The sequence below is a fragment of the Micromonospora sp. NPDC023966 genome (genome assembly GCF_040639095.1).
Classification (GTDB): Bacteria; Actinomycetota; Actinomycetes; order Mycobacteriales; family Micromonosporaceae; genus Micromonospora.
In genome coordinates this window covers 21070-40949 of the sequence record NZ_JBEZZJ010000011.1, presented here as the reverse complement: position 1 = coordinate 40949, position 19880 = coordinate 21070, and the positions used below count along the sequence as shown (strand labels likewise).

The window sequence follows — 19880 nt, the reverse complement described above, 5'->3', positions numbered from 1 at the left end:
GTTGAGGAGGCACAGTGGAGGTCAAGATCGGCGTGCAGTACGCGCCGCGGGAGCTGGTCCTGGAGAGCGCGCAGTCGCCGGCCGAGATCGAGCAGATCGTGACCGACGCCGTCGCCAAGGGTGAGGGCGCCCTCTCCCTGACCGACGAGAAGGGCCGGCGGGTCATCGTGCCGATCACGAAGGTCGCCTACGTCGAGATCGCGGAGGCCTCGCCCCGCGCGGTCGGGTTCACCGTCCGCTGATCCCCAGCCGGCCCGCCGTGACGGGCTGTCATCCCCGGTCGGCCCGCCCGTGGCGGGGAAGCCCGTCACGGCGGCGCGCGGCGTCAGTTGTTCAGCCCCACGGCGGTCATCCGCGCCGTGTGCGCGTCGGTGAGCCGGCGGAACAGCGCCGGCACGTCCACGCCCTCCCGGGAGATCAGCGCGGTGAGCGCGCCCCGGTCGGCGGCGGCGACCCGGCCGGCCTGGGAGAGCGCCTCGCCGACCAGCCGCCGGGCCCACATGGAGAGCCGGTTGGCCACCCGGGGGTCGGCCCCGATCGCGGCCCGGATCTCGGCGGCGGCGAACTCGGCGTATTGGGAGTCGTGCAGCACGTCGAGGATCAGTCGCTGGTCCGGCCCGTCGAGGCCGTCGGCGATCACGCGCAGGAAGTCGTCGCTGATGGCGTCGCCCACGTACGCCTTCGTAACCGCCTCCAGCCAGTCCTTCGGCTCGGTAGAGTCGTGGTACGCCTGCAACGCCGCGACGTAGGGCGCCATGGCCTCGTCGGGGGTCACCCCGAGCGCGCTGATCCGGTCGGCGATCCACCGGTAGTGGGCGATCTCGGCGGCGGCCATCTCGCTCAACGCGGCCCGGCGGCGCAGGTCGGGGGCCAGGCGGGCGTCGGCGGCCAGCCGGTCGAAGGCGAGCAGTTCGCCGTAGGCCACGAGGCCGAGCAGATCGGCCAGGGCGGGGTCGGGGGCGGACACGAGCGCAGGCTACCGCCCGGGCACAAGGACGACCGCCCAGTGACCCAGGTCACACCGGTCACCCCCGGGCGTCGTGTGGTCACCTGGAATCAGGACGGCCCCCGTGCCGTTCAGGTAAGATGACACAGTTGCCGTGGGCACCGATCCGTTCAGCTGAGCTGATCAACGCCGGTCCCCGGCGCGCGTGCGGCCCGGTCCGGCTCGGCGTAACCGCCCCCGACCGTGTGGCCCGCGCCATACCGTTCGCGCCCTGAGGACATGACGGGGCGCACCACGAGAGGGCACCCCCAAATCCACATGAGCGAGCAGATTCAAGGCCAGGAACTGGCCCCCACCGCTCCGGTCCGTCCGGAAGCTCCCACATTCGCCGAGCTCGGCGCCCGCCAGGAGACCGTCGAGGCCCTGGCCGCCGCCGGCATCACCCGCGCCTTCGCCATCCAGGAGTACGCGCTGCCGATCGGGCTGCGCGGCGTCGACCTGATCGGTCAGGCGCCCACCGGTACCGGCAAGACCCTGGGCTTCGGCATTCCGCTGCTGGAGCGCGTCTTCGCCCCCGCCGAGGGCGGCGACGGCGTGCCGCAGGCGCTGGTCGTCGTTCCCACCCGCGAGCTGGGCCTCCAGGTCGCCAAGGACCTCGCCGCCGCGGGCCGCACCCGGGGCGTCCGGGTGCTGCCGATCTACGGCGGCGTCGCGTACGAGCCGCAGATCGACGCGCTGCGCAAGGGCGTCGAGATCCTGGTCGGCACCCCCGGCCGGCTGCTCGACCTGTCGAAGCAGAAGCACCTCCGGCTCGACCGGGTGCACGCGCTGGTGCTCGACGAGGCCGACCGGATGCTCGACCTGGGCTTCCTCGACGACGTCGAGAAGATCCTGGCGATGCTGCCGGAGGACCGGCAGACCATGCTCTTCTCGGCCACCATGCCGGACCCGATCGTGGCGCTGTCCCGGCGCTTCCTGCGCCGGCCGGTGACGATCCACGCCGGGCACACGGCCGAGACCGGCCCGTCGCCGCAGACCCAGCAGCTGGTCTACCGCACCCACTCGATGAACAAGGTCGAGATCGTGGCGCGCATCCTCCAGGCGGAGGGCCGCGGGCTGACCATGATCTTCACCCGGACCAAGCGGGCCGCCGACCGGGTGGCCGAGGACCTCGACTTCCGCGGTTTCGCGGTCGCCGCCGTCCACGGCGACCTGGGCCAGGGGGCGCGGGAGCGGGCGCTGCGGGCGTTCCGGGCCGGCAAGATCGACATTCTGGTCGCCACCGACGTGGCGGCGCGTGGGCTCGACGTCACCGGCGTCACCCACGTCATCAACTACGACTGCCCTGAGGACCAGGACACCTACACCCACCGCATCGGCCGCACCGGCCGGGCCGGGGCGTCCGGTGTCGCGGTGACCTTCGTCGACTGGGACGACATGCCCCGCTGGCGGATCATCGACAAGACCCTGGGGCTCGACATGCCGGAACCCCCGGAGACCTACCACACCTCCCCGCACCTCTACACCGACCTGGACATCTCCCGAGACATGACCGGCACGCTGCCGACCGCCGAGCGCACCCGCGCCGGCCTGTCGGCCGAGGTCGAGGAGGACCTGGGCGGTGGCCGGTCGCGGCGCGGCGAGCGCGGCGAGCGCGGCGAGCGCGGTCCGCGGCGCGGCGAGGGCCGGGGCGAGGGCCGGAGCCGGGAGCGCCGCCGGGGTCGCGAGGGCGACAGCGGGGCGGCGCCCGAGGGCACGGCCACCGAGGCGTCCGCCGAAGAGGGCACCCGTACCCCGCGCCACCGCCGGCGTCGCCGGGCCGGCGAGACGGTCGCCGGTGAGCCCACCGCGGTGATCTCCGCCGAGGGTGGCGCCGAGCCGGCCGCTTCGGCCGCCGAGGGCGAGTCGGCCGCCAAGCCGCGCCGCCGCCGGCGCCGCCGTGGTGGCGGTGGCGGCACCGGTACGCCGGCCGAGGCCAACGCCGACTGACCCGCGAGACATCCGACGTCCCCCGTACCGGTCACCCGGTGCGGGGGACGTCCCCGTTCCACCCATCCCCGCCGAGGAAGAGGAAGCCATGCCGGAACCGCTGGACGCCGCGCTGAGCGAGGTCCGGGCGCTGCTGCTCGACCCCGCCCTGACCCGGGCGGTCGCCGCCGGGCGCCGGCGCGGCCAGCGCCCCTCGGTGGTCCGCGCCGAGCTGCGTCCGGTCACCCTCAAGGGCGGCCCCCGGCTCCAGATCTCCACCTCCGACGGGGCCCGGCCGTACACCCGGAACGTGGCGCCGGGCGCGGAGGCCGACACGGCGGTCGACGCGCTGCTCGCCGAGCCCTTCGGCAACTGGCACGTGGAGACCGCCGACAGCACGCTCCAGCTCCGGGTGACCAAGTCGGGCGAGGCGCAGGTGCACCGGGCGGCGGCCAGCCGGCCGGCGCCGGAGCCCGGCGACCACGACCGGGCCAAGGACTGGCTGCTCGACCCGGGCGACCCGATCTTCGCCGAGATCGGTGGCTCGGCGGCCAAGCGCCGCCAGGTGGACGCGTTCCTCCGGGCGCTGGCCGCCACCCTGCCGGACGAGCTGACCGGGCCGCTGCGTGTGGTGGACCTGGGCTGCGGCAACGCCTACCTGACCTTCGCGGCCTACCGCTACCTGACCCAGCGCGGACTGGACGTGACGCTGGTCGGGGTGGACGTCCGCGAGGACCAGCGCCGGCGCAACACCGAGCTGGCCGAGCGGCTGGGCTGGGCCGACCGGGTGAGCTTCGTGGCCGGCACCATCGCCGACGCGCAGGTCGCGCCGGCCCCCGACCTGGTGCTCGCGCTGCACGCCTGCGACACCGCGACCGACGAGGCGCTGGCCCGCGCGCTGCGCTGGGGTGCCCGCTGGGTGCTCGCCGCCCCCTGCTGCCACCACGACGTGGCCGCCCAGCTCCGGGCCCGACCCGCGCCGGGGCCGTACGAGCTGCTGACCCGACAGGGCATCCTGCGCGAGCGGTTCGCCGACGTGCTCACCGACGCGCTCCGCGCCGGCCTGCTCCGGCTGCACGGCTACCGGGCCGAGGTGGTGGAGTTCGTCGACTCCCGGCACACCCCGCGGAACCTGCTGATCCGAGCCCGGCGCACCGGGAGCGCGCCGACCGACGACCAGCGCGCCGAATATCGCGAGCTGGTCGACCAGTGGGGCGTCACGCCCCGGCTGGAGGCGCTGCTCGCCGACCGCCCCTAGCGGCGGCGCTCGCCCCGGTTGCGCTCCCCCCGGTCGAACGCGGGCATCCGCTCGCCGGGCCCCCGGTTGGTGGACCGGTCGGCCTCCTGCGCCGCGGTCGGGAACGGCACCACGGTCGCCGACTCGTCGGCGTTGCCGGCGGCGGCGAACGCGTTCCACGAGATGTCGACCAGCAGCCGCTTGAGTTCGGCGTGCCGGACGGCCGCGTTGCGCTGGAGCGCCATCCGGGCGCCCAGCACCACGCCGACCAGCGTCGTGGTGACGGCCCCGCTCGCGGCGATCAGGTGCACCCCGGTCAGCGGATCGCCGAGCACCGCCAGCACCAGCAGCCAGATCCAGAAGCCCAGGGCGAAGACGCCGGCCTTGGCCACGAAGAAGAGGCTGATCGTGCCGGGGTGGTGGGGCACGGGACGGTCCGGGTCGGCCATGCTGCTCCTCGCGTGTGTTCGCTGCTCAGCGGGTCCGTCGAGTTTAGTTGACGAATCACAACTGTCTATGCCCGGCGGTCCCGCCCACGGGACCTTCCGACCGATCAGTCAGTTACTTATCAGTCGGCGCGTACTAGGCTCGGTGCCCAGAGTCGGGTGCTCCGGCGGAAAGGGACAGAGCCCGGGGGATGGGTTCCGCAGAGGTTTCGCCGCAGATGGCGTTCGCGCGCTTCGTGCGACGCGCCATCGATGACGCCCGCGAGGAGCGCGGCTGGACGGTGACCGATCTCGCCACGCACACCGGCGTGGGGCGGTCGACCGTGTTCCGCTGGCTGGCCGGCGACTGGCAGGACTATCCCGAGTTGGCCAAGGTGCGCGGCTTCTGCGCCGCCCTCGACCTGCCGGTGGCGGCCGCCTTCCGCGCGCTGGGCCTGCCCGACGCCGGCGCCGTGCCCCGTCGCCGCGGCGGCGCCGAGGACGGCCCGGTGGAGGCCGACGTGCGGGTGATCCTGGAGCGGCTGGCCGACCCGAGCGTCCCCGCCGAGGAGAAGCACCACATCCGCGACCTGCTCCGCTACCTGGCCCACCGCCCGGTCCGCCGGGCGGGCTGACCGGCCGGCCGGCGGCTCAGGCCACCGACACGGTGAACGCGGCGGTCTGCACCACGCCGCCGACCTGGAAGTCCAGGAACATCCGGTAGCGGCCCGGCCCGGGCGCGGTCATCCAGAAGGTCACGGCGTCGCCGTCCCGCACCGGCTCGGGGTGCACGTGCAGGTAGCCGAGGTCGCCCTCGCGGAGCGCGACCAGGTGGCCGTACGCGCCGAGGTAGGGCTCCAGCGGAGCGGCCGCGCCGTCGGGGCCGGTGACCCGGAACCGCAGCGGCACCGACTGCCCCACCGCCGGGGTGCCCGCGTAGCCGACGGCGAACCCGTCGACCGTGGCCGAGGTGGCCGGGGCCGGCAGCGGCCGGGGCGCGTACCCGCCGGGGGCGGCCAGGTCGACGCCGAGGATCACGGCGGTCTGCCGGCCGTCGTCGGCGACCGCGGTGAAGTCCGCGTACGCCCGCCAGGCGCCCGGCTCGGCCAGGGTCAGCGGCACCGACCAGGTGCCGTCGGCGGCCATGGTCGGGTGCAGGTGCCGGTAGCCGGTGAGGTCGCGGCGCACCGCGATGAGGTGCATCGGCTTGTCGTGAACGACGGCGAACCGGGTGACCGCCCGCCGCCGCTCGTCCCTGATCTGGAACCGCAGCTCACCGGCCCTGCCAGGGGTGAACTCCACGGTCGACGGGGCGAGCGTGTAGCCGGCCGAGCTGATCGACAGGCCGGCCGCGTCCGCGTCGCCGCCCTGGGTGACGGTGGCCCCGCCGTGCGAGTGCGCCCCGGTGCCCGGGTCGTGGGTGTGCCCGGCGGTCACCGGGACGGACCCGGTGCGCGCCGGGTTCGACGGCGGGTTCAGCCGGCCGAGACCGAAGCCGAGCAGCACGGCCAGCACCAGCCCGCCCACCACCAGGGCGAGCCGCAGCGTCGCCCGGTCCACCTCGACGGGCCCGCCCGGAGCGGACGCGCCAGCGTCGGCCCCGGACCCCGCCACGTCGGAGCCCAGCCGCGCCTCGGGACCCGGCCGCGCCTCGGGGCCGGGTGGCGCGTCGGGGCCGGCGAGGGGCGGTGACTCAGGCAATTCCGGCGGCCAGCTCGTAGCCCGCCTCGTCGACGGCGGCGCGGACGGACTCGACGGGCAGCGGGGCGGCGCTGGTGACCGTGGCCGTGCCGGCGGCGAGGTCGATCCGGACCTCCTCGACACCCGGCAGGGTGGACAGCTCCTCGGTCACCGCCCGGACGCAGTGTTCGCAGGTCATGCCGGTGACGGCGTACGTCTGGACGACGGGTCGCTGCTCGGTCATTGGCCCACGGTACCGCCGGTCGGGGGTCGGCCCGCCGACGGTCCGCCGACGGTGGCGGCGCTCGCATTCGCGGACCGGTCGGAACTTTCCGGGCCCGGGGAGCGACGGTTCATCCGGCGACCGCGAGGGCCAGCGGGAGGACGTCGGGTGCGCCGGCCCGGCGCAGCAGCCGGGCCACCATGCTCATGGTCCAGCCCGAGTCGACGAGATCGTCGACGAGCAGCACCGGCCCGTCCAGCCCGGCCAGCGCGTCGGCCAGGTCGCCGGGCACCGCGAAGGCGTCGTGCAGCGCGCGTACCCGCTGGGCGCTGTTGCCCCGCGGCCCGCCGGCCCCGCCGGGGCCGGTCGGGACGACCCGGCCGAGCAGCGGCAGCCGGCCCACCGCGGCGATCCGCTCGGCGAGCGAGCCGACCAGCAGCGGCCGGGTGCGGGAACCGACCGCGACCACGCCGGCCGGGCGACGCGGCCACGGGTCGTCGCCGTGCGCCCAGGCCTTCAGCACCTCGACCACCGCCGCCGCCACGTCGTCGGGGACCGGGCCGTCCGGAGCGTCCGGCCCCACCAGGCCGCGCAGCCGCCCGCCCCAGCCCAGGTCGGAGAGGCGTCCCACGGCCCGCCCGGGCAGCGCCTGCTCCGCCGGGGAGATGCGCCCCTTCAGGGGGACGCCGACCGCCTCCAGCCCGGTCGGCCAGAGCTTCTTCGGCGCGATCTCCACGCCGGGGCGCCCGAGGAAGGTCTGCGCGGCGCTGAGCGCGGCGTCGGAGACCTCGACGCCGAACAGCGGGGCGGCGCAGTTGTCGCACCGGCCGCAGTCCCCCGCACCGGCGTCGTCCAGGCACTCCCGCAGGTAGCGCATCCGGCAGCCGGGCGTGGCCCCGTACTCGCGCATGGCCTGCTGCTCGGCGGTGCGCGCCTGGGCGACGCGGCGCAACCGGGCCTCGTCGTAGACCCAGGGCTCCCCGGTGGCGAGCCAGCCGCCGCGCACCCGGCGGACCGCGCCGTCCACGTCGAGCACCTTGAGCATCAGCTCCAGCCGGGCCCGGCGCAGGTCGACCACCGGTTCGAGGGCCTGGGTGGAGATCGGCCGCTCGGTGTCCAGCGCGGTGAGCACCGCCCGGACCTGCTCCTCGGGCGGGAAGGCCAGCGAGGCGAAGTACCGCCAGATGGCCGCGTCCTCGACGCCGGGGAGCAGCAGCACCTCGGCGTGCTCGACGGCCCGGCCGGCCCGGCCGACCTGCTGGTAGTAGGCGATCGGCGAGGGCGGCGCCCCGAGGTGCACCACGAAGCCGAGGTCGGGCTTGTCGAAGCCCATGCCGAGCGCGCTGGTGGCCACCAGCGCCTTGATCTTGTTGTCCAGCAGGTCCTGCTCGGCGGCCCGCCGGTCGGCGTCCTCGGCCTGCCCCGTGTAGGCGGCCACCGACCAGCCCCGGGCGCGGAGGAACTCCGCGGTCTCGCCGGCTGCCGCCACGGTCAGCGTGTAGATGATCCCGGAGCCGGGCAGCCGGTCCAGGTGGTCGGCGAGCCAGGCCAGCCGGTGCGCCGGGCTGGGCAGGTCCAGTACGCCGAGCCGCAGCGACTCCCGGTCGAGGGTGCCGCGCAGCACCAGGGCGTCGCCGAGTTGCTCGGCCACGTCCTGGGTGACCCGCGCGTTGGCGGTGGCCGTGGTGGCGAGCACCGGGGTCCGCTCGGGCAGGTTGGCCAGGAAGGTGCGCAGCCGCCGGTAGTCGGGGCGGAAGTCGTGCCCCCAGTCGGAGACGCAGTGCGCCTCGTCCACCACCAGCAGCCCGGTGGTGGCGGCCAGCTTCGGCAGCACGCCGTCCCGGAAGTCCGGGTTGTTGAGGCGTTCCGGGCTGATCAGCAGCACGTCCACGTTGCCGGCGTGGATCTCGGCGGTGATCTCGTCCCACTCGTCCAGGTTGGCCGAGTTGATGGTGCGGGCCCGGATGCCGGCCCGCGCGGCCGACTCGACCTGGTTGCGCATCAGCGCCAGCAGCGGCGAGACGATCACCGTGGGGCCGTGCTCGCCGCTCTCGCGTAGCAGCGCGGTGGCCACGAAGTAGACGGCCGACTTGCCCCAGCCGGTGCGCTGCACGCAGAGCACCCGCCGCCGATCGACCACCAGCGCCTCGATGGCCCGCCACTGGTCCTCGCGGAGCCGGGCGTGCTCACCCGCCAGCCGCCGCAGCACCGCCTCGGCGCGTTCCCGGACGGCCATCCGATCCTGACCCATCCGGCATTTCTACCAGGCGACCGGCGGGGAGCCGAGGGACGAGGGCCGGACGGGCAGCGGCTCGGGCGGCAGGAAGAGCAGCACATCCCGGAGCATTTCGGTCGCGCCGGGCGGCAGGTGGCACCGCCCGGCCAGCTCCTCCAGCGACCCGTACGGGCCGCGCAGCCAGCGGTCGACAGCGATCTGGCGGCGCTGGTCGACGGTCAGCCCGGGCAGCGTGGCCAGCACCGGATCGGGCACCGCGTTGACGTCCACCAGGCCGCCGTCGTCGTAGCCGCGGAGCAGGTCCGGGCGGCCGATCCGCAGCTCGGCCCGGGCGGACGGATAGTGGTGCAGCAGGTAGCGGGCCTGCTCCCGGCGCAACCGCCGCTGCTCGTCGGTGCGCTGCCGGCCGGTCCAGAACAGCCCGCCGATGGCCGCCCAGAGCGCGGGGTTGAGCAGCACCACGTGCGCCGCGCCGAGCAGCCAGCAGATGCCCATCGCGACGATGAAGTAGAGCGTCTCCCCGTCGGTCGGCTCCTCGTTCTCCGGACTGGTGACCGCGAGGACGAACACGCTGAGGACGAGCAGGAAGTAGCCGAGGCCGGCCAGCGCCAGCCGCCAGCTACGCCGCCACAGCGCGTACCCGAGGACCACGGCCCAGGTGAGCGCGCCGAACGACAGCAGCGCGCCGGCGGTGCCGACGAAGGTCGCGGCGAGCCGCACCCACCCCGGCGCCCGGCGTGCCGTCGGCGCCTCCGGCTGGTTCATCGCGACCAGGAGGGCGTGCGGAATGGGGGCCACCGGCCCGGCGCCGCCCCAACCCGGCGGGGCCGGTGGGATCGGGGCGGGAGTGGCGGCCGGTCCGGCAGTGTCCCGGGTCGGGGCGGTGGACATCGACCCGACGGCAGCCGCTTCCGGCGCGGCGGCCGGCGACCCGTCCGACACGCCCGCCTCGTCGGCGCCGGAGGCGTCACCGGCCCGGGGGGCCGGCACGGCCTCCGGCGGGGACGGCGGGAGCAGGGTCGGGTCGGCGCGGAGGATGCGCTGGTGCAGTTCCTGGAGCGCCTCGCCGGGCTCGATGCCGTACTCCTCGCGGAGCAGGCCGGCGAACTCGCGGTACGCGGCCAGCGCCTCGGCCTGCCTGCCGCTGCGGTGCAGCGCCAGCATGAGCTGGTGGCGCAGCCGCTCCCGGACCGGGAACTCGGCCACCAGCTCGACCAGGCGGCCGACCAGCTCGCCGTGCCGGCCGCTGGCTAGCTCCAGCTCGGTACGCGTCTCCAGGGCGACGGCCCGCAGCTCCACGAGCCGGTGCCGGGCAGCGTCGAAGTACGGGCCGGCGAACCCGGTGAACGGCTCCCCCTGCCACCGCTCCAGCGCGGCCCCGACCTCGGCCAGCGCCTCCTCGGTACGCCCCTCCGCGTGCCACTGCCGGGCCCGTCGCACCCCCCGCTCGAAGCGGACCGCGTCCACCGCCTCCGGCGGGATCCGCAGCAGGTACCCGGCGTCGGTGAGGGTCAGCACCTGCGCCGGCGTACGCGGCGACCGGTCGGGTTCGAGCACCCGGCGCAGCCCGGCCACGTACTTCTGCACCACGTTCGGGCCGTTCGCCGGGGGTTCCTCGGGCCACACCGCGTCGACGATCTGCCCGGTCGGGACGGGACGGCCCGCGGCGAGCAGCAGCACGGCCAGCACGGCCCGCTGCTTGCCGGGGCCGAGGTCGAGCGGGCGGTCCGCGTACCAGGCCCGTTGCGGGCCCAGGATCTCGAAGCGCAACGCCTCTGACATGCGAGTTTCCGCTCCTGTACCCCCCGGTCGCCCGCCGCGGCGGCCCGCGGCAGTCGGACGGCAGCATATCGGCAGCGGGACGGCCGTGGCGGCCTGTCAGGATGCCGGTGCAACAGCCACCTGGGAAAGTGAGTCAAACGAGATGACGCAGCGTACCGGCACCGCCGTGACGTTCCGGCGGGTCGCGGCCATCGCGACGGCCGTGCTGGCCGCCACCGCCCTGTCCGCGGGGTGCGGCACCGGCGGGAGCACCGGATCCGACCCGGCCCCGTCCCCGTCGGCCGACCCGAAGGCCGCGCTCCTGGCCGCCGTGCCGGACGACAAGGACCCGGCCTTCCGGTTCTCCACCCTCGACGGCGCCGACAAGTTCGTCGGCGTGGTGGACCCGGCCGCGCACGCCATGGAGCTGGGGATGTCGCAGAAGAACGACGACCCGGAGTTCACCATGGACATGACGTTCCGGGTGATCGACGAGGACCTGTGGATGCGGGTCAAGCTGACGGGCATCTCCGGCCTGCACGACATGCTGAAGCTGCCGAAGCGCTGGATGGCGCTGGACCGGACCAAGCTGGACGACGGCTCGGAGGCGCCGGTCTACCAGAACGCGGACCCGGCGAACACCGGCGCGATCATCCGGACCGCCGACACGGTCGAGGACAAGGGCAACGGGACGTACACCGGTCTCGCCGACCTGACCGACAACGTCGACGTGAAGAGCGCCTTCGACGGGGTGGACGTGGCGGCGCTGGGCGAGGCGGCGAAGAAGGTGCCGTTCACCGCGGTGGTCGGCCCGGACGGCAACCTCAGCTCGCTGACCCTGGAGATCCCGGCCGCTGGCAAGCAGAAGGCCATGAAGCTGGTCACCCGGTACTACGACTTCGGCAAGGCGCCGAAGCTCACCGCGCCCGCCGGGGACCAGGTGCAGAAGGCGCCGGCGTCGGCGTACGAGCTGCTGAACGGCTGACCCGCGACGAGAGGAGGGGCGGCGGCCACACGGGGGGCCGCCGCCCTCGCGCGTCTCAACGGCCGAGGACGGAGCCGCCGTTGACGCCGAGCACCCGGCCGGTGACGTAGCCGGCGGACGGGCCGACCAGGTAGCGGACAGCGGCCGCGATGTCGTCCGGCACACCGGCCCGGCCGACCAGGGTGGCGGCCACCCGCTTGGCGTGCCCCTCCGGGGTCATCCGGTCGCCGAAGAACTCGGTCTCGGCGACGTATCCGGGACTGACCACGTTGACCGTGATCTGTTCCGGACCGAGCTGGGCGGCCAGGTCGTACGCCCAGCCGTGCAGCGCGGCCTTCGCCGCCGAGTACGGCCCGCCTCCGCCCCGCTGGGCGGCGATCGAGCTGAGCAGCACCACCCGGCCGCCGGGGCGGCGCAGGGCGGGCAGCAGCGCCTCGGTGAGCAGGACCGCGGTGAGCACGTTGGCGTCGAGGTTCGCCCGCCACCAGGCCGCCACGTCGGCCAGGGTGTCGGTCGGTCCGCCCAGGTAACCACCGGCGTTGTTCACCACCGCGTCGACGGTCCGCTCCCCGACCGCCTCGACAACCGCCGAAACCTGCCCCGGATCGGTCAGATCGGCGACCACCGGGGTGACCGCGTCGGCCCGCCCGCACGAGTCCCCGATCCGCGAGGCGGCCTCCGCGAGCACGTCCCCCCGCCGCCCCACGATCACCACGTCGTACCCGTCGTCAACGAGCCCCCGCGCCACGGCGGCCCCGATCCCGGTCCCACCACCGCTGACTACGGCCAGCTTGCTCTCCCCCATGACCCCTCCCCAGTTGATCAAGAGTTTGCGTCATCCTACGGCGGATTCCCGACGCAAACTTCTTGATCAACGGCGGGGTCAGCGGCGGTGGAGGGCCGTCAGGAGGGGGTGTAGGCGGGTGCGGAGGCTGGCCAGGCCACCGGGGAAGAAGTAGACGGCCAGGATGAAGACGGTGCCCAGGACGAACAGCGGCTGGGACAGGGGGCGGCTGAGGATCGCCGGGAGGTTGTTGACCGCGTCGCTGGTGCCGAAGGCGGTGAGGCGGTGGTCCAGGTACATGTAGAGGATGCCGCCGAGCACCGGGCCCCAGCGCGTGCCGGGGCCGCCGAGCACCACCATGACCAGCAGCGACAGGGTCAGCTCACTCGACGTGACGTGCGTGCTGGCGCCGCCGACGATCAGGCAGTAGACCACCCCGCCGGCCGTGGCCAGGCCGCCGGCCAGGGTGAACGCGACCAGCTTGAACCGGTACGGGTCGAGCCCGAGCACCCCGATCCGCCGCTCGTCGTCGCGCAGCCCGGCCAGCACCCGCCCGGTCGGCGAGCCGCTGACCCGGTGCACCACAAGGACCACCAGGGCCAGGTACGCCAGCGCCAGCCAGTAGAGGTTCACCGTGTTGGTGACCCCGACCAGGGCCGACGGCAGCCCGGACACGTCCAGCGGCAGTCCCTCCTCGCCGCCCGTGAGCCCCCGCCCGTCGCCCAGCTTGAAGTCCCGAGCCACCACGATCGCGCCTACTTGGGCGAAGGCCAGCGTCACCATGGCGAACGCGATGCCGACGGTCCGCAGCGCGACCGCGCCGAGCAGCGCGGCCAGGATCGTGCCGCCCACGATGGTGAACAGCGCCGCCTGCCACAGCGGCAGCCCGAACCGGGTGACCAGCACGTCGGTGCCGTAGACCCCGGCGGCGAAGTAGAGGGCGTGCCCGAAGGAGAGCATCCCGGTCCGCCCGAAGAGCAGGTCGTAGCCGGCCGCCAGCCCGCCGAAGACCAGGCAGATGGCGAGCAGTTGCAGGGTGCCGGGCGAGTTCAGCGGCCCCTCGAAGATGCCCGGCAGGTTGACCGTGGAATACGGCAGGATCGCCGCCACCACGAGGGCGGCCAGCGGCGCGTACGGGCGCAGGCCGTGCCAGCGGGCGTGGCCGGGGGTCAGCTCGTCGGGCACCGCCGCGGGCGGCGCCGCCACCTCCGGACTCTTGACCTCGGTCATGCGTGAGCCACCTTTCCGGCCAGGCCCTGCGGACGCAGCAGCAGCACCACGGCGAGCAGGCCGACCACGCAGAGGTCACCCAGCCCGGACGTGCCGTAGTAGTTGACGAACTGTTGCAGCAGCCCCACCGCGACCGCCGCGTACGCGGACCCGACCACCGAGCCCATGCCGCCGATCACCACCACGATGAACGCGAAGATCAGCAGCGAGCCGCCCTGCCCGGGCGAGACGGTGCCGAAGTAGACCGAGCCGAGCGCGCCGGCCAACGCGGCGGCCGCCCCGCCGATCGCGAAGACCAGGGTGAACGCCTTGCGCACGTCGATGCCGAGCGCGGTCACCATCTCCCGGTTCTCCACGCCGGCCCGGATGATCAGGCCGTACCGGGTGAACCGGAGGAAGGCGAGCAGCGCGCCCAGCACCACCACGGCGGCGACGATCAGCAGCAGCCCGGCGTTCGGCACCTGGGCGCCGAGCACCGAGGTCACGTCCCGGGTCCAGCCGGGGCGCGGGAACGGCCGCGCGTCGGCGCCCCAGGTGGCCTGGAGCAGCGCCACCCCGGCCAGCGACAGGCCGACGGTGACCAGCACCTGCTCGATCGTGCGGGAGTAGAGCGGCCGGATCAGCACCAGCTCGACCAGCACCGCCACCACCGCACCGGCGAGCACGCCGAAGGCGACCGCCACCACGAACCCGAAACCGTCCGAGCCGGCCCCGGGCAGGTTGCCCGCCGCCCACCAGGTCGCGTACGCCCCGACCCCGAGGAAGAGGCCGTGCGCGAAGTTGAGCACGTCGGCCAGGCCGAAGACCAGGGAGAGACCCGAGGCGACCAGGAAGTAGAGCGCCGCCAGGCCCAGCCCGGTCAGGATCAGCAGGATCACCGTGCTCACGCGATGCCATCCTTCGTTCGAACCTCACCGGAGCCGACGCCCAGCAGCGACTTGGTCAGCGCGGTCTCCAGCAGCAGGTCCTGCGCGTCGCCGGTCCAGGCCACCTTGCCGGCGGAGAGCACCACGGCGTCGCGCGCCAGCCGCCGCACCACGGCCAGGTTCTGCTCGACCAGCAGCACCGGCACGGATTCCGCGACCCGTTCCAGCACCTCGGCCACCTCGGTCACCACCTTCGGCGCCAACCCCTTGGTCGGCTCGTCGACCAGCAGCAGCCGGTTGTCGTTCAGCAGCACCCGGCCGATCGCGAGCATCTGCTGCTGCCCACCGGAGAGCGAGCCGGCCCGTTGCCGTCCGCGCCGGTCCAGCTCGGGAAAGAGGTCGTAGACCTTGTCGTACGCCGGGGTGGTGCCCCGCCGCTCGGCCAGCCGCAGGTTCTCCGCGACGGTGAGCGCGGCGAAGACGCAGCGGTCCTCCGGCACGTAGCCGAGGCCGCCGCGGACCAGCCGGTGGGTGGGCCGGGCCAGCAGGCTCTGCGCCCCCATCCGGACGGTGCCGCGGACCTCGCCGTTGCGCGGGGTCAGCCCGACGATCGCGCGCAGCGTGGTGGTCTTGCCGACGCCGTTGCGGCCGAGCAGCACGGTCACCCCGGTCGGCGCGACGTCGAAGGACACCCCCTGGAGGATGTGCAGCCCGGCGATCCGCACGGACAGGTTCTCCACCGACAGGATCGGTTCCGTCATAGCGATTCCCCCAGGTACGCCTCCTGCACGGTGGCGTTGGCCATCACCGTGTCCGGGGTGTCGCAGGCCAGCAGCGCGCCGTGGTGCATCACGGCGATCCGGTCGGCCAGCTCCAGGATCACGTCCATGTGGTGCTCCACCATGAGCACCGACCGGCCGCTGTCCCCGGTCAGCGACTTGATCACGCTGACCAGCTCGGGCACGTCCTCGGCGCTCACCCCGGCCATCGGCTCGTCCAGCAGCATCACCCGGGGCTCCCCGGCGAGCAGCAGGGCGATCTCCAGCTTGCGCTTCTCACCGTGGGCCAGGGTGCCGGCCAGCGCCGTACCCCGGTGGGCGAGGCCGACCCGGTCGAGCGCCGCGTCGGCGGCGGCGGCCACCTCCCGGTCGGCCGCCGCCCGCCGCCACAGCTTCATCGAGCCACCCCGGTGCGCCTGTACGGCGAGCCGGACGTTCTCCCGCACCGTCAGCGAACCGAAGACCGAGGACGCCTGGAAGGTACGCCCCAGCCCGAGGCGGGCCCGCTGGTGCGGCGGGAGTTCGGTGACGTCCGCCCCGTCCAGCAGGATCCGCCCCTCGGTGGGCCGGCGCAGGCCGGTGATCAGGTTGAACAGGGAGGTCTTGCCGGCGCCGTTCGGCCCGATCACGCCGAGGAACTCCCCGGGCGCGAGGTCGAGGTAGACGGAGTCGACGATGGCGACCTCACCGATCCGCCAGGTCAGACCGCGGGTGGCGAGCATGGTCAGCCCTTCATCTGCGCGACCGGCGGCGCGCTCTCGTCACCGGTCAGGGTCTTCTGCGCGGCCGCCGTGAAGGCGGTGCCGCTGCCGGAGAGCTTCGCCTGGTACATCGGCTGGAGAAGCGCGTGGTCCTCGGCGCGGATGGTCATCTTGCCCTTGACGCCGTCGAACTGCCAGCCCTCCAGCGCCTTGATCATCTTCTCCACGTCGTCGCCACCCTCCTGCACGGCGCGCACGACCATCTGCGCGGCGGCGAAGCCGTCCGGGTGGAACAGGTCGAGCGTGCCGCCCGGGATCTTGGCCTTGGCGGCCTTGGCGGCCTCGGTGTCGCTGGCCCCGTCGAAGTAGTGCGACAGGAAGGAGATCTTGCTGCCGGCCGCGCCGAAGGTGGGCCAGGAGGCGCGGATGTCCAGGCCGGTGACGACCGTGGTGGAGGCGAGCACGCCCTGCTGGTCGAGGGTCTGCCACATGGCCGGGGCGGTGGTGCCGGCCCAGGCGACGAAGAGCAGGTCCGGCTTGGCGGCCTTGATCTGGCTGGCGAACGGGGTGAACTCGGTCGCGCTGGCCGGGGCCCGGACGCTGCTCACGGTCGCACCGGCACCGCCGATGACGGCCTTGACGGCGGCCTCGTTCGCGTCACCGAAGGCGCCGTCCTGGGCGAAGACGACCACCTTCTTGCCGGCGGCGTCGCCGATGAACGACTTGGCGGTCACCACGTCCTGGTACGACTGCCGGCCGGAGCGGAAGGTGTACTTGTTCGCGCCGGTCACGGCGTCGGTGGCGGCCGGGCCGGAGATGAACAGCACCTTGTTCTGCGCCGCGATCGGGGCGACCTGGAGGGCGACGCCGGACGAGGTGGACCCGGCGATGATCTTCGTGCCCTTGCCGATCAGGTCCTTGGCCGCGGAGACCGCCTTCGCCGGGTCGCCCGCGTCGTCGACCTCGGTGAGCTCGATCTTCCGGTCGCCGACCTTGCCGGTGCCCTTGGTGGCGAAGTCGAGGCCGGCCTTGAAGCCCTCGATGTACTGCTTGCCGTAGCTGGCCAGCGGACCGGACTGGGAATACACGAGGCCGACCTTGACCGGTGCGGCGTCGCCGCCGCCGGAGGCGGTGTCCTGCGGGCTGCCACAGGCCGTGGCCGCGAGCGCGGCCGCCATCGCCGTGGCGGCGGAAAGGAACACCCGTCGCGTGTGCCGGATCGTCATTGCGACTCCAGGTGGGGACAGGGGAAGTGTCAGTTGTCGGCTCACGCTAGAAGTGACGTCACGCACGGGCTATGTGGCCGAAACACACAAGTAACCAGGGTGGGGTGGCCCGCCGTTACAAGCACCCCCGAGTGGTGGATCACTCTCCCCTTCCCGGTGGCCGCCGGCACCACCGGCCGGGGCGCCGCTGTGTCCCGGCCCGCCACCGCCAGCCGCGCGGGCGGCAGTCGCCGTCGTGGTCGGCCGGGAGCGGGCAGCGCCGGCCGCCGTCGAGCAACCGGTCGCACCAGACCCAGTGGCGTACGCACCGGCCGTCCTCGGCCGGCACGGTCGTGCCCAGCCGGTCCACGTCGGGCACCCACGTCGCCGAGCCTCCGAAGTAAGTCCCCGAGCCGCTACAAACTTGATGGCGTAAACGACTCACGCTCGCCGCGTCCCGCTCAGCCGGTCCTAAGTCGTCCCCGGCATCAGCGCGAAAGGCACCGGCGAGGACACCTCACGCCGACCGCCCGATCCATCCACGTCATCAAGTTCGTAGCAGCCCAGGAGAGCACGCCGTCCGACGAGAGCACGCCGGGCAGGGGTGGCGCTGCCACGACGAGGCGGCACCCCGGACGAGGGTCCGCTCCGCCCTCAGCCGCTTGATCCACTCCAGCTCGCCGACATGGCGGTATCCCAGCCCCGCCGACACCCCTACCTCGCCGGACTGGTGTGGATCAAGCCCGTGCCACCCGTTCCGGTTGGCCGGCAGTTGGTCGGTTCCTGACCTGCCGGTGAATCTCCGGACGGAAGATGACCTGGTGCGCCGCCTGCTCCGGAACCCCGTACGGCTGGTGCCGTTCGGGTTCCTGGCGGTGATCCTGCTCGGCACCGGCCTGCTGATGCTGCCCCAGGCCACCAGCGAGCAGCACTACACGCCTTTCGTGACGGCGCTGTTCACCTCGACCTCGGCGGTCTCGGTCACCGGCCTCGCCGTCAACGACACGCCGAACTACTGGAACGACTTCGGCCTGGCCATGATCACCGTGCTCACCCAGCTCGGCGGCCTGGGCATCCTGACCGTCGCGGCGCTGGTGACCCTGGTGGTCTCCCGGCGGCTCGGCCTGCGCAACCGGCTGCTGGTACAGGCCGAGACCGCCGAGTTCGGCCTCGGCGACATCCGCTGGCTGCTGGTGCGGATCGTCGCGACGGTCTTCGCCACGGAGGCGGTGATGACCGCGGTGATCACCGGCCGGCTCTGGCTGGTCTACGACTATCCGCCCGGGCGTGCGCTCTGGTTCGCCGCCTTCCACGCGATCCAGGCTTTCAACAACGGCGGCTTCACCCTCTACTCGGACGGCCTGGTCGCCTTCTCCCGCGACCCGTGGGTCGCGCTGTCGCTTGGCCTGGGCGCGATCATCGGCGGCCTCGGCTTCCCGGCGCTGTTCGAGGCCGTCCGGGAGTGGCGGAAACCGCGCCGCTGGGCGGTCGCCACCAAGCTGACCATCTGGGGCAGCGTCGCGCTGATCGGACTGGGCTTCGGGTTCCTGCTGCTCGCCGAGTGGACCAACCCGGCCACCATCGGCACCTACGACGCGGGCGGCAAGGTGCTGGCGTCGTTCACCCAGATCGCGCTGAGCCGCACCGGCGGCTTCGACGTGATCAACGTCGACAGGCTCAGCAACGAGAGCTATCCGCTGCTCATCGTGCTGATGTTCATCGGCGGCGGCAGCGCCAGCACCGCCGGCGGCATCAAGGTGTCCACGTTCTTCCTGCTCGCCTTCGTGATCTGGGCCGAGCTGCGCGGCGAGCCGGACGTGACGGTGGGCGATCGGCGGGTGGCCACGGCCAGCCAGCGGCAGGCGATCACGGTGGCGCTGCTCAGCGTGGCGCTGGTCGTCGTCGGCACGATCCTGCTGATCGTGATCACCGACAACCTGCCCAACCTCGCCGCGGTCTTCGAGGTGACCTCCGCGTTCAGCACCACGGGGCTCTCCACCGGCCTGGCCCCGAATCTGGCGCAACCCGGCCAGTACGTGCTCATCGTGCTGATGTTCATCGGTCGGGTCGGCCCGCTCACCCTCGGGTCCGCCATCGCGTTGAACACCGGGCGACACCTGTACCGCTACCCCGAGGAGCAACCCATTGTCGGCTAGGAGGACGGACGACAGCAGCATCGTGGTGATCGGCCTGGGCCGGTTCGGCTCCCGGCTGGCCGGCGCCCTGTTGCAACTCGACCACGACGTGCTCGCCATCGACCACGAGCAGGAGCGGGTGCAGCGCTGGGCGTCCCGGCTGGACCGGGTGGTACAGGCGGACACCACCGAGGAGAACGTGCTGCGCCAGCTGGGCGTCGCCGAGTTCCGGCGGGTGGTGGTGGCCATCGGCGCCTCGGTCGAGGCGAGCGTGCTCACCGTGCTGGCCCTGACCGAGTTGGACATCCCGCAGATCTGGGCGCGGGCCACCTCCGAGAAGCACGCGAAGATCCTGCACTCGGTGGGGGCGCACCACGTGATGTTCCCGGAGGCCGAGACCAGCGAACGGGTGGCGCATCTGATCGTCAGCCGGATGCTCGACTTCATCGAGTTCGGCGACGACTTCGCCATCGCCAAGGTCCGGGTGCCCGCGTCGCTCGTCGGCCGGTCGCTGCGGGAGCTGGCCCCGACCGACCGGTACGGGGTGATGGTGGTCGGCGCGAAGCTCTCCGGCGAGCCGTTCCGCTACGCCGGCCCGGACACCGTTCTCCAGCCGGACAGCATGCTCATCGTGGAGGGACCGATCGGCCGGGTGCAGCAGTTCGCCGGACTGGGCTGACCGTCACTTCTTCCCGCCCTTACCGCCGGAACCACCCCCC

The 19880-nt window shown here is 73.6% G+C and carries 20 protein-coding genes; 7 read left to right on the top strand and 13 right to left on the bottom strand.

The window, feature by feature from the left end:
* The first annotated feature begins 14 nt into the window (after nt 1–14).
* On the top strand, nt 15–242 hold the full coding sequence (locus tag AB0F68_RS16640; protein ID WP_262282993.1) for a DUF3107 domain-containing protein: 228 nt from the start codon (nt 15–17) through the stop codon (nt 240–242).
* 83 nt (nt 243–325) lie between these two features.
* On the opposite strand, the gene AB0F68_RS16635 is transcribed toward AB0F68_RS16640, so the two are convergent.
* Nucleotides 326–967, bottom strand: coding sequence for a ferritin-like fold-containing protein (locus AB0F68_RS16635; RefSeq protein WP_357338504.1), 642 nt, complete (start codon nt 965–967; stop codon nt 326–328).
* Nucleotides 968–1264: 297 nt separating this feature from the next.
* Here AB0F68_RS16635 and AB0F68_RS16630 point away from each other — a divergent pair, with 297 nt between their 5' ends.
* A complete protein-coding gene (locus AB0F68_RS16630) occupies nt 1265–2935 on the top strand; it encodes a DEAD/DEAH box helicase (protein ID WP_357338501.1) in 1671 nt (556 codons plus the stop codon).
* 88 nt (nt 2936–3023) lie between these two features.
* On the top strand, nt 3024–4172 hold the full coding sequence (locus AB0F68_RS16625) for an SAM-dependent methyltransferase (protein ID WP_357338499.1): 1149 nt from the start codon (nt 3024–3026) through the stop codon (nt 4170–4172).
* Here AB0F68_RS16625 and AB0F68_RS16620 read toward each other — a convergent pair.
* Nucleotides 4169–4600, bottom strand: coding sequence for a hypothetical protein (locus tag AB0F68_RS16620; RefSeq protein WP_357338497.1), 432 nt, complete (start codon nt 4598–4600; stop codon nt 4169–4171). The two genes, AB0F68_RS16625 and AB0F68_RS16620, sit on opposite strands and share 4 nt — an antisense overlap.
* Before the next feature lie 188 nt (nt 4601–4788).
* On the opposite strand from AB0F68_RS16620, the gene AB0F68_RS16615 reads away from it, so the two are divergent.
* Nucleotides 4789–5211 carry a helix-turn-helix domain-containing protein gene (locus AB0F68_RS16615; protein WP_357338495.1) on the top strand — a complete coding sequence of 141 codons (423 nt, stop codon included), beginning with the start codon at nt 4789–4791 and terminating at the stop codon, nt 5209–5211.
* Nucleotides 5212–5227: 16 nt separating this feature from the next.
* Here the strand turns inward: AB0F68_RS16615 and AB0F68_RS16610 are convergent, their stop codons facing one another.
* The 4 genes from AB0F68_RS16610 to AB0F68_RS16595 form a co-directional block, all read right to left on the bottom strand.
* Entirely contained in the window at nt 5228–6190 is a 963-nt protein-coding gene (locus AB0F68_RS16610) for a hypothetical protein (RefSeq protein ID WP_357338977.1), read from the bottom strand.
* Between the two features lie 79 nt (nt 6191–6269).
* Nucleotides 6270–6500 carry a heavy metal-associated domain-containing protein gene (locus tag AB0F68_RS16605; RefSeq protein WP_357338493.1) on the bottom strand — a complete coding sequence of 77 codons (231 nt, stop codon included), beginning with the start codon at nt 6498–6500 and terminating at the stop codon, nt 6270–6272.
* Nucleotides 6501–6609: 109 nt separating this feature from the next.
* A complete protein-coding gene (locus tag AB0F68_RS16600; RefSeq protein ID WP_357338490.1) occupies nt 6610–8730 on the bottom strand; it encodes a RecQ family ATP-dependent DNA helicase in 2121 nt (706 codons plus the stop codon).
* 9 nt (nt 8731–8739) lie between these two features.
* Nucleotides 8740–10497, bottom strand: a complete 1758-nt coding sequence (locus tag AB0F68_RS16595) for an AfsR/SARP family transcriptional regulator (protein WP_357338488.1) — start codon at nt 10495–10497, stop codon at nt 8740–8742.
* A gap of 142 nt (nt 10498–10639) precedes the next feature.
* On the opposite strand from AB0F68_RS16595, the gene AB0F68_RS16590 reads away from it, so the two are divergent.
* Entirely contained in the window at nt 10640–11461 is an 822-nt protein-coding gene (locus AB0F68_RS16590; RefSeq protein ID WP_357338486.1) for a hypothetical protein, read from the top strand.
* 55 nt (nt 11462–11516) lie between these two features.
* On the opposite strand, the gene AB0F68_RS16585 is transcribed toward AB0F68_RS16590, so the two are convergent.
* From AB0F68_RS16585 to AB0F68_RS16555, 7 genes are all read right to left on the bottom strand, one after another.
* Nucleotides 11517–12266, bottom strand: coding sequence for an SDR family oxidoreductase (locus AB0F68_RS16585; protein ID WP_357338484.1), 750 nt, complete (start codon nt 12264–12266; stop codon nt 11517–11519).
* 78 nt (nt 12267–12344) lie between these two features.
* A complete protein-coding gene (locus AB0F68_RS16580) occupies nt 12345–13475 on the bottom strand; it encodes a branched-chain amino acid ABC transporter permease (protein ID WP_357338481.1) in 1131 nt (376 codons plus the stop codon).
* Entirely contained in the window at nt 13472–14362 is an 891-nt protein-coding gene (locus tag AB0F68_RS16575) for a branched-chain amino acid ABC transporter permease (RefSeq protein WP_357338477.1), read from the bottom strand. The genes AB0F68_RS16580 and AB0F68_RS16575 overlap by 4 nt, the downstream gene beginning before the upstream one ends.
* The gene (locus AB0F68_RS16570; RefSeq protein ID WP_357338472.1) at nt 14359–15102 is read right to left on the bottom strand and encodes an ABC transporter ATP-binding protein; all 744 of its coding nucleotides are present in this window, start codon (nt 15100–15102) and stop codon (nt 14359–14361) included. The genes AB0F68_RS16575 and AB0F68_RS16570 overlap by 4 nt, the downstream gene beginning before the upstream one ends.
* The gene (locus tag AB0F68_RS16565; RefSeq protein ID WP_357338470.1) at nt 15099–15842 is read right to left on the bottom strand and encodes an ABC transporter ATP-binding protein; all 744 of its coding nucleotides are present in this window, start codon (nt 15840–15842) and stop codon (nt 15099–15101) included. The genes AB0F68_RS16570 and AB0F68_RS16565 overlap by 4 nt, the downstream gene beginning before the upstream one ends.
* Nucleotides 15843–15844: 2 nt before the next feature.
* Complete coding sequence (locus AB0F68_RS16560) at nt 15845–17047, bottom strand: substrate-binding domain-containing protein (protein ID WP_357338468.1); 1203 nt, start codon at nt 17045–17047, stop codon at nt 15845–15847.
* A gap of 139 nt (nt 17048–17186) precedes the next feature.
* Complete coding sequence (locus AB0F68_RS16555; protein ID WP_357338466.1) at nt 17187–17471, bottom strand: hypothetical protein; 285 nt, start codon at nt 17469–17471, stop codon at nt 17187–17189.
* A 376-nt stretch (nt 17472–17847) separates the two neighbouring features.
* Between AB0F68_RS16555 and AB0F68_RS16550 the strand changes: the two genes are divergently transcribed.
* Together AB0F68_RS16550 and AB0F68_RS16545 are read left to right on the top strand one after the other, a co-directional pair.
* Nucleotides 17848–19182: a potassium transporter TrkG gene (locus AB0F68_RS16550; RefSeq protein WP_357338464.1), complete on the top strand. Its 1335-nt coding sequence runs from the start codon at nt 17848–17850 to the stop codon at nt 19180–19182.
* Entirely contained in the window at nt 19172–19840 is a 669-nt protein-coding gene (locus AB0F68_RS16545; protein ID WP_357338459.1) for a TrkA family potassium uptake protein, read from the top strand. Before AB0F68_RS16550 ends, AB0F68_RS16545 begins: the two co-directional genes overlap by 11 nt.
* Nucleotides 19841–19880 lie beyond the last annotated feature (40 nt).